Annotated in this window: 11 protein-coding genes and 1 pseudogene; 10 read left to right on the top strand and 2 right to left on the bottom strand. The window is 64.1% G+C overall.

Annotation, left to right across the window (positions count from 1 at the left end):
- From CA951_RS28955 to CA951_RS28945, 3 genes and pseudogenes are all read left to right on the top strand, one after another.
- A pseudogene (locus CA951_RS28955) lies at positions 1-238 on the top strand (catechol 2,3-dioxygenase); the annotation flags it as partial.
- 167 nt (positions 239-405) lie between these two features.
- Complete coding sequence (locus CA951_RS28950; protein WP_087560106.1) at positions 406-1,620, top strand: cytochrome P450; 1,215 nt, start codon at positions 406-408, stop codon at positions 1,618-1,620.
- 96 nt (positions 1,621-1,716) lie between these two features.
- Entirely contained in the window at positions 1,717-2,754 is a 1,038-nt protein-coding gene (locus CA951_RS28945) for an NADH:ubiquinone reductase (Na(+)-transporting) subunit F (protein ID WP_087560105.1), read from the top strand.
- A gap of 110 nt (positions 2,755-2,864) precedes the next feature.
- Here the strand turns inward: CA951_RS28945 and CA951_RS28940 are convergent, their stop codons facing one another.
- Complete coding sequence (locus CA951_RS28940) at positions 2,865-3,863, bottom strand: AraC family transcriptional regulator (protein ID WP_218780525.1); 999 nt, start codon at positions 3,861-3,863, stop codon at positions 2,865-2,867.
- 164 nt (positions 3,864-4,027) lie between these two features.
- Between CA951_RS28940 and CA951_RS28935 the strand changes: the two genes are divergently transcribed.
- The 7 genes from CA951_RS28935 (at position 4,028) to CA951_RS28905 (ending at position 9,120) form a co-directional block, all read left to right on the top strand.
- The gene (locus tag CA951_RS28935; protein ID WP_087560104.1) at positions 4,028-5,341 is read left to right on the top strand and encodes a cytochrome P450; all 1,314 of its coding nucleotides are present in this window, start codon (positions 4,028-4,030) and stop codon (positions 5,339-5,341) included.
- Between the two features lie 25 nt (positions 5,342-5,366).
- Positions 5,367-5,678, top strand: coding sequence for an EthD family reductase (locus CA951_RS28930; protein ID WP_087560103.1), 312 nt, complete (start codon positions 5,367-5,369; stop codon positions 5,676-5,678).
- Between the two features lie 86 nt (positions 5,679-5,764).
- Complete coding sequence (locus tag CA951_RS28925; RefSeq protein ID WP_087560102.1) at positions 5,765-6,088, top strand: 2Fe-2S iron-sulfur cluster-binding protein; 324 nt, start codon at positions 5,765-5,767, stop codon at positions 6,086-6,088.
- Positions 6,085-7,374, top strand: coding sequence for an NAD(P)/FAD-dependent oxidoreductase (locus CA951_RS28920; RefSeq protein ID WP_087560101.1), 1,290 nt, complete (start codon positions 6,085-6,087; stop codon positions 7,372-7,374). Before CA951_RS28925 ends, CA951_RS28920 begins: the two co-directional genes overlap by 4 nt.
- Complete coding sequence (locus CA951_RS28915) at positions 7,371-8,003, top strand: MBL fold metallo-hydrolase (RefSeq protein ID WP_087560100.1); 633 nt, start codon at positions 7,371-7,373, stop codon at positions 8,001-8,003. The genes CA951_RS28920 and CA951_RS28915 overlap by 4 nt, the downstream gene beginning before the upstream one ends.
- Before the next feature lie 104 nt (positions 8,004-8,107).
- The gene (locus tag CA951_RS28910; RefSeq protein WP_087560099.1) at positions 8,108-8,335 is read left to right on the top strand and encodes a DUF3263 domain-containing protein; all 228 of its coding nucleotides are present in this window, start codon (positions 8,108-8,110) and stop codon (positions 8,333-8,335) included.
- Between the two features lie 410 nt (positions 8,336-8,745).
- Positions 8,746-9,120, top strand: a complete 375-nt coding sequence (locus tag CA951_RS28905) for a hypothetical protein (RefSeq protein ID WP_087560098.1) — start codon at positions 8,746-8,748, stop codon at positions 9,118-9,120.
- Between the two features lie 40 nt (positions 9,121-9,160).
- Here CA951_RS28905 and CA951_RS45215 read toward each other — a convergent pair whose 3' ends face one another.
- Complete coding sequence (locus CA951_RS45215) at positions 9,161-9,403, bottom strand: LysR family transcriptional regulator (RefSeq protein ID WP_179220334.1); 243 nt, start codon at positions 9,401-9,403, stop codon at positions 9,161-9,163.
- Between the last annotated feature and the right edge of the window lie 11 nt (positions 9,404-9,414).

The raw sequence follows: 9,414 nt of genomic DNA, 5'->3' as shown, positions 1-9,414 counted from the left end.
GACCAAGACCTGGCAGATGTCCGACATCGACACCGGGCTGGCGATCGGCGGCGCGAAGCTGCCGTGGGAGACGTACTTCACCTACGGCACCCCGAGCCCGCTCTCGCTCGACCAACACATCGAGAAGTACGCGCACTTCGGCCCCGGCGGCCCCGGCCCCGACGCCGCGGCAGCCGAGCAGGCGATCAGCGGCGAGATCGACCAGTCCCGCGCCGTCGCCGGCGCACCGACCGCCTGAGTTACGCGTGGGTGCGGTCCGAGCCGAACCGCACCCACGCGATCCCGCCTGACGTGCTGCTGATCAGCGCGAACCCGGCACGCTACGGCACCTGACACACCCCACTCTCGCTCGGCCGGCGGTTCATCGACTGCGGCACCGCCAGAGCCTGACGCAGAAGGAGCACCATGACTTCCACCCAGAGTTTCATCGACGAAATCACGATCGAAGAACTCGAAGCCGACCCCTATCCCTTCTACGAGCGCCTGCGGAAGGAGGCGCCGGTCGCCTTCGTCCCCGCGCTCGGCATGCACATCGTCTCGACGAAGGAACTGTGCGAACAGATCGCCAAGGACGCCGACAACTGGCCGGCCGTCATCTCGGCTGCGGGTGGGCGCACCTTCGGTCCCGGCGCCCTGCTCAACACCAACGGCGACGACCACCGTGACCTGCGGGACATGGTCGAACCGCACCTGCAGCCCTCGGCGGTGGACAAGTACATCGACGACCTGGTGCGCCCGTTCGCGCGGCAGCGGCTCGCCGAAATCGAGAACGACGGCCAGGCCGACATCGTGGCCGCCTACTGCGAACCCGTCAGCGTGCGCGCCCTCGGTGATCTCCTCGGACTCAACGATGTCAGCCACGACAAGCTGCGCGAGTGGTTCCACAAGCTGAGCGTGTCGTTCACCAACGCCGCGGTCGACGAGAACGGTGAGTTCGCCAACCCGGACGGATTCATCCCCGGCGACGAGGCCAAGGCGGAGATCATCGCCCACGTCGACCCGAAGATCGACAAGTGGATCAAGGAGCCCGACCACACCGCGATCTCCCACTGGCTGCACGACGGCATGCCCGAGGGGCAGACCCGAAGCCGCGACGTCATCTACCCCAACCTGTATGTCTTCCTGCTCGGAGCGATGCAGGAACCCGGTCATGCGATGGCGACCACGTTGGCGGGACTGTTCACCAAGCCTGACCAGCTCGAACGCGTCGTCGACGACCCTGCCTTGATCCCGCGAGCGGTCTCGGAGGGTATGCGCTGGGTCGCACCGATCTGGTCTGCGGTGGTCAAACGCGCCGCTCACGAGGTCACCGTCGGTGGGGTCACCCTGCCGGAGGGTTCGATCGTCATGCTGTCCTACGGCTCGGCCAACCAGGACGAGAACGCCTACAACGCGCCGACCGAATTCGACCTCGATAGGGCACTGCTCCCGAACATGACGTTCGGCGGCGGAAAGCACGCCTGCGCGGGAACCTATTTCGCCAACGCGGTTACCCGGATCGGGCTGGAGGAATTGCTCGAAGCGATTCCGAACCTCGAACGCGACGACGCACACGAGGTTGATTTCTGGGGATGGGGTTTCCGCGGCCCCAAGCAATTGTTCACCAAATGGGAAGTGTAACGGAATCACATTTCCGGAGACCCGAAGTGCCCGGTCCGGAGATTGAAATACCGGGCACTTCGGGAGCATTTTCATCGGATTGGAGCACTGTCGGAAATGGCTAATAATTACACGGTCCGCATCCAGGGTAAGAATTCGGACGTCACCGTTGCCGAAGACCAATCCATCCTCGATGCGGCGCTTCGGGCGAACGAATGGCTTCCCCACTCGTGCACCCAGGGCACCTGCGGCACCTGCAAGCTCAAGGTGCTGTGCGGGGAGGTCAACCACAACGAGTCACCGGAGTACACCCTCACCGCCGAGGAACGCGCGGACGGGCTGGTCCTGGGCTGTATGGCCACCCCGCGTTCGGATCTGACCGTCGAACCGCTCGGTGGCACCGGGGATGACGGCGTTCCGCACTTCCCGCTGCGGGACTACGACGCCACGGTGGTGGTGCTCGAAGACATCGCCGCGAACACCCGCCGACTCGTCGTCGAACTGGACACCCCGATGCTGTTCAACGCCGGCCAGTACGCGGAACTGATCGTTCCCGAGCACAACGTCGGCAGGCAGTACTCGATGGCCAACCCCCCGACGGAGACCCGGCGCCTCGAATTCCACGTCAAGCTGACCCCCGAGGGGCTGGCCACCGAGCGATGGATCTTCGGGCCGATGCAGGTCGGTGACCGGCTCTCGCTGCGCGGACCGTTGGGTCAGTTCAACCTGGTCAAGGAACAGGACGAGCCGGCGATCCTGATCGGCGGCGGTACCGGCTTGGCCCCGTTGAAGTCGATCGTCCAGCACGCTCTGGCCGAGCGGCTGGTGCCGGAGTTGTACCTGTACCACGGCGGTCGCCGTCAGGACGACCTGTACGACGTCGAGTTCTTCCGCGGCCTCGCGCAAGAGCACGAGCACTTCCACTACCGACCCGCCCTGAGCGAGGAGCAGTGGGACGGGGCGATGGGCATGGTCACCGACGTCGTGCTCGACGACTTCTCGTCCTGCAAGGGCATGAGCGCGTACCTGTGCGGGCCGCCGCCGATGGTCGAGGCGGCCGTGAAGGCGCTCAAGCGGCGGCGGATGGCGCCCCGGTTGATCTTCCGTGAGGAGTTCACCGTCGGAGCCCCGAACCTGGCGGCCGTGGTGCAGTAACCACCGCTCGCCCTTACCATCCGGGTCAAGACGTTGGCGCTGACGGATCCGGGTGCACCGATCCCGCGGAAGTGATGGACACGACTTCCGCGGGATCGGCATATCCGCTGCTAGTGGAACGGGATCGTGCGCAAATCCTCCGACGGACTGACGCCGAACGCCGCCCGGTAGTCGCCGGCGAAGCGCCCCACGTGCAGAAATCCCCACCGTTGAGCGATCTCGGTGACGCCCACCTCCGCGGGATCGGCGGCGAGCAGATCCTTCCGGGCTTTCTGCAGGCGGATGATCTTCAGCTGGCGCATCGGTGTGGTCCCCAGCGAGTTCTGGAATCCGACCTGCAGGGAGCGCACGCTGACACCGATGTTCTTCGCGACCTGTGCCACGGTCAGTGGCTGCTGGGCGTGGGCATCGAGGTAGTCGAGGGCGAGCCGGACCGTTCCCGGCAGCGCGGGCTTGGGTTCGTAGAGGCGGGCCCGGTAGTCGTGCTCGGCCGCCACGAGTAGACCGCTCATCAAACATTCGGCCATCGGCGCTGCCACGATGGGATGCAGGGCCAGGGCTTCGGGACTGTCGAGTTGGTGCGACAGCCCCTCGACCAGGGACAACCACTGACGCCCGACCACCGAGTCGAGATCGAGGTCCACGTCGAAGACGATCGGGTTCGCGACCTCGATGCCCAATCGCGCGGCGAGCTGGTCTTCGAGTGCGCGGCGATCGATCTTCAGGGCGAGTACCGGGGTCGGATAGGGCGAAGCCCACCCGCGCAGCAGCGACCGTTGATCGCACCGGTAGACCGCGGCACGGTGCGGGTTCGCCACCGTTCGGGAACGGCCCGACCCAGTGATCAGCTCTCCCCGCATCGGGATGTTCACCTGATACGAATCGAGCAGCTCATTGGTGAAGATCTCCACCTCGGTCGAATAGTCGAGGCGCCCGAGCGTGACCGGACCGAACGATGCGGCCGTCATTCGCATTTGAAACTTGTCCTCGTCACCGAGAACGCGAACCTCGTGGGGGTAGTAGAGATCGCTCCCGATATCGCGCGCCTCGTCGATGTCGTCCGAGAGAAACGTTCTGGTGCCGTTTCCCTGCTGTGGAAGTTCGGTCATTAATTTCGTCAGTCTCTCTGGTCGACTCGAAATGGAGAACTGTTCGGTTGTTTGCGCCAATTGGATATATTGCTGCGCTCACAGGATGGCGGCTCTTGTGACCTGAATCATACGCTAATGGGGAATCGCTCGACAGCGGCTATTCCCCAATCTGGAGGAGACGAATGACCGTCGATCACGCGCCGGAAGGCGTGAAAAGCCCGACCGGATGCCCCGTTTCAGGTATGGCGGCAGGATTCGATCCGTTTCGTGGTGCATACCAGGTCGATCCACCCACATCGTTGAAGGAAGCCCGCAAAGAGGAGCCGGTGTTCTACAGCCCACTCCTCGACTACTGGGTCGTCACCCGCTACGAGGACATCAAGCAGATCTTCAAGACACCGTCTGTGTTCTCACCGTCGATCACCCTCGATCAGATCACCCCCATCAGCGACGAAGCCCTGCAGATTCTGGGCAGCTACCAGTTCGCGCCCGGCCCGACCATCGTGAACGAGGACGAGCCGATCCACACCGAACGCCGTCGCCTGCTGATGCAGCCGTTCGAGGCGGACAATGTCGCGGTACTCGAACCGAAGATCCGTGAGGTCGTCAACACCTACCTCGACAAGGTCATCAAGGACGGGCGCGCCGACCTCATCGGTGACCTGCTCTACGAAGTGCCGTGCATCGTCGCGCTCATTTTCCTCGGGGTCCCCGACGAGGACATCGAGACCTGCCGGCATTTCGGAATGCAGCAGACCCTGTTCACCTGGGGTCACCCCACCGGTGACGAGCAGACCCGGGTCGCCACCGGTATGGGCAAGTTCTGGGAATTCGCCGGCGGCCTGGTCCAGAAGCTCAAGGCCGACCCGAACGCGAAGGGCTGGATCCCACACGCGATCGAGATGCAACGCCAGCACCCCGATCTGTTCGACGACAACTACCTGCAGAACATCATGATGAGCGGTGTCGTTGCGGCCCACGAGACCACCACCAACGCCACCGGCAACGCCTTCCGCACGCTCCTCGAGAACCGCGCGGCCTGGGAAGAGATCTGCATCGATCCCACACTGATCCCCAAGGCCATCGAGGAATGCCTGCGCTACAGCGGTTCCGTCGTCGCATGGCGGCGCAAGGCCGTCACCGACACCACCGTCGGCGGCGTCGACATCCCCGCGGGCGGTCGACTGCTCATCGTCATGGCCTCGGCAAACCGAGACGACTCGGTCTTCCCCGAACCCGACGACTTCGACATCCATCGCGGCAACGCCCGCCGTCACCTCACCTTCGGCATCGGAAGCCACACCTGCCTCGGTGCCACGCTCGCCCGGCTGGAGATGAAGGTGTTCCTCGAAGAGGTGTCCCGTCGCCTTCCGCACATGTCGCTCGTTGCCGGACAGGACTTCTCGTACCTGCCCAACACCTCCTTCCGGGGCCCCGAGCACGTGCTCGTCGAGTGGGACCCCCAGCGCAATCCCGTGCCCGCCGACCGCCCCTGACCGACCCGAAGGAACGAGACCACACATGTACCGCGTCACCATCACCTACAACCAGCCCACCGACCCGGCCGCGTTCGACGAGCACTACACCACCAAGCATCTGCCGCTGGTGCGCCAGATCCCGAGCGTCAAGAAGTTCGCCTACGGCAAATGTGAATCCCTCGACGGCAACCCGCCTGCCGCCTACGGACACGCACAGCTGTACTTCGAGACGAAAAAAGAAGCCGGACAGGCTTTTGCGTCCCCCGAAGGCCAGAACGCCGCCGCTGACGTCGCCAACTTCGCCACCGGCGGAGTGACGATGCTCTTCAGCGACGAAGAGACCGTTCTGCCGTGAGCCCGGGGTGGGGCGCCGGCGCCACCGCCGGTGCCCCACCCCGGAGTTCGTCCCCATTGCACATTTTTCGTGAAAGAGAGATAGACGTGCCCACCGTCACCTACGTTCACCCTGATGGAACCAAGCATGAGGTCGAGGTTCCCGCCGGCAAGAGGGTCATGCAGGCCGCCATCGGCGCCGGAATCGACGGCATCGTCGCCGAATGCGGAGGTCAGGCCATGTGCGCGACGTGCCACGTCTACGTCGAAAGCCCCTGGTCGGACAAGTTTCCGGCGATCTCCGAAGAGGAAGACGAAATGCTCGAGGACACCGTCAGCCCCCGCACGGAATCCAGCCGACTGTCCTGTCAGCTCGTCGTCACCGACGAGGTCGAGGGCCTGATCGTGCAGTTGCCGCAGGAGCAGGTATGAGCACCGAACGGATTGTCATCGTCGGATCCGGCCAGGCAGGTTTCGAAGCAGCCGTCAGCCTCCGCACCCACGGCTTCGCCGGGTCGATCACCCTGATCGGCGACGAATCGGGTGTGCCCTACCAGCGGCCGCCGCTGTCGAAGGCATACCTGCACAGCGAACCCGACCGAGACTCTCTCGCCTTGCGGCCCAGCCAGTACTTCGACGAACACCGGATCACCCTCGCCTACGGAAAACCCGTGGTCCACATCGACCGAGACAATCAGCGCGTCGAGCTGATCGACGCTACGACGTTCGAGTACGACCACCTGATCCTGGCAACGGGCGCCCGGAACCGGACGCTGCCCGTCCCCGGTGCCGAGCTGCCCGGCGTGCACTACCTCCGGACCGCGGCCGAAGCCGAATCCCTCACCGCGAGCATGGCCGCGTGTACCTCGTTGGTCGTCATCGGCGCCGGATTCATCGGCCTCGAAGTGGCCGCCGCGGCCCGCAAGAAGGGCATCGAGGTCACCGTCGTCGAGGCCATGCCCCGGCCCATGGCCCGGGCACTGTCCGAGGTGATGTCGGAGTACTTCTCCACCACCCATACCGACCACGGCGTGGATATGCGCCTGTCTACCGGTGTGGAAAAGATCATCGCCGCCGACGGGCGAGCCGCTGGAGTCGCCACATCAACCGGTGACATCATCCGCGCCGACGCGGTGGTCGTAGGGATCGGGGTCCTTCCTAACATCGAGCAGGCAGCACTCACCGGCCTACAGGTCGACAACGGCATCGTCGTCGACGAGTACCTCCGCACAGGCGATCCCCACATCTCGGCGATCGGTGACTGCGCCGCCTACCCCATCGCCGGCTCCGCCGGACTGGTGCGGCTCGAATCCGTGCAGAACGCCGTCGACCAGGCACGCTGCATCGCTGGTCAAATCACCGGCAGCGCCACCAAGTACCACAGTGTGCCGTGGTTCTGGTCCGAACAATACGAGTCGAAATTGCAGATGACGGGGTTGACCGCCGGGGCCGACACCCACGTGGTCCGCGGTTCGGTCGACAGCGGAGCGTTCTCCATCTTCTGCTTCGCCGGCGAGCGACTCCTCGGCGTCGAGTCCGTGAACAAGCCACGCGATCACATGGCCGCCCGCAAGATACTCGCCAGCGGCATGCCCCTCACACCCGCACAGGCCGCCGACACCACCTTCGACCTCAAACAGGCCATTGCCGAACACAAGGACCGCCAAGCCGCAGAAACCGAGCACGGCGGCGTCGAACACCAGGCAGTGGCCTCATGAGCGGCACCTTCCGGATCGAGCGGGTCGTCACCGAGGGCACCTTCGCCCTCGACGGCGATGAATGGAACGTCGACAACAACATCTGGCTGGTCGGGGACGACACCGACGTGGTGATCGTCGACGCCGCCCACAGTGCGCAGCCGATCATCGACGCGGTCGGCGGCCGGCACGTGAACGCGGTGATCTGCACGCACGGTCACAACGACCACGTCACCGTGGCCCCGGAACTCGCCGAGCGGTTGCACGCGCCGGTGCTGCTGCACCCGGGGGACGACGTGCTGTGGAAGATGAGCCACCCCGGCGACAAGTACTGGAACCTTGAGGACGGGCAGCGGATCGCGATCGCCGGCACCGAAATCCAGGTGATCCACGCACCCGGACATTCGCCGGGGTCGGTGTGCCTGTACCTGCCCGAGGCGGGGACGTTGTTCTCCGGGGACACCCTGTTCTCCGGCGGCCCGGGTGCCACGGGTCGATCGTTCTCGGATTTCCCGACGATCATCGGATCGATCCGGGACCGGTTGTTCGCGCTGCCCGAGACCACCGTGGTCCACACCGGGCACGGGGACGGCACCGCGATCGGTACCGAGGCCCCGTATCTCGCCGAGTGGATCGCGAAAGGGAGTTGACCTCCCGGCATGGGGTTCCGTTCCTTGAACGGGACCCTATGCCTGACAACACAAATAGACCCCCGAAAGATATCCCCACCGCCCGCCCCACAACAGGAGACACCATGACTTCGGAAGAACAAGCCATGCTCGAGCTCGCCCGAATCTGGGCTCCCTACGGTGGCGCGCGGCCGGGTGACATCCTCGTCGAGTTCGGTATGAGCCCAGCCAGCTACTACCAGAACGTCACCAGAATCCTCCGCACCGTCGCGATCTGGAACCTGCCAATCGCCGAGCGCCACCTCATCGAAGAATGTGCAGCACGCTACTCGGCACAACCTATTTCTTTGTAGCGAAGACGAATTCGGCAAACGTGGGAATGCTTCCGTTGGCGCAAAAGGTGAGTTCAGTAGGTTAGCGCAGGTTCTCAACAATCATTCGACGTCGATGTTGTTGAGCACTACCAGCAAATCGGCAAGGAGCTTGTCTGCCTCGTTCCTGGCGGGGTCTTCGCCCCTCCGGGTCACCTTGTCCGCTATCGGAACTTGACGAACCAGGACATATTGGGCGGAACAATCGCAAGTAGGGAACTGACTACCCCGGAATACCTCATCTAGCCCGGAACCCACAGCAGCTGCATTTTCGGGGCTAGCCATCACGTCCGCAATTGATTGTCGGGTGCACGTCTCCTTGCTCCCGCAGCGTCGGTGGCCATCTTCCGAGTATCGTCCTGGGTAGGAACTTCCTGCCGAGGAGATAGGCGATGTGCGCCGTGGTTGCAACGCCGGAGTCCGACTCGCAGAGAAGGCTGACCGAGTTGCGGAGGCTTGTGGGTACGACGATCGTGGCGTACCGGGCAGGCGTCGCCGACACCCGAACCGTTCAGCGCTGGGTCGAGGGCAGCAGCCTGCTCCCCGAGCAAGTAATTTTGGATCGCATGTCGGTAGCGCTCGATTCGGCGCAGATGCTGAGTGCTCGTGAGTGTCCTGCCGTTGTTCAGTCGTGGTTCGTCGGGCGCAACCCGGCGCTGGGTGACCACGCGCCTGCGCAAGTGCTGCGTGAGGATGATTCAGTCCGCGCACGCGGCGAAGTCGAGCACGCCGCACGCGAGTTCGCGGCGCACGGGTTCAACAGCTGACCAAGTCTACATCGCTGAGTCATTTACCCCCGCGATTGCGTCAGGTGGATTCCGCCGACTTCGCAGCACGAAACTGTCGCAGTAGTTGTTCACCGCCGACAGTTGAGGTCTTCTCCCGTCGGTCCCACAGTTGCATTCCTGCTTCATATTCGAGTCTGGAAAGTTGAGTGCACAGTACAGACGCGTATAGGTTCAGGTCGTCTGCCGCAGCTTGGAGCGACCCACACCGGACTATGGCGTCGAAGCGTTCGAGTCGAGACCACGCTCCCCGGCCGGTGAGCACACTGCGAAGTG

Origin of the sequence: Rhodococcus sp. NCIMB 12038 (genome assembly GCF_002165735.1) — a bacterium.
Classification (GTDB): Bacteria; Actinomycetota; Actinomycetes; order Mycobacteriales; family Mycobacteriaceae; genus Rhodococcus_F.
The sequence above is the reverse complement of the archived record's forward strand: the minus strand, read 5'-3'. Positions and strand labels throughout refer to the sequence as shown.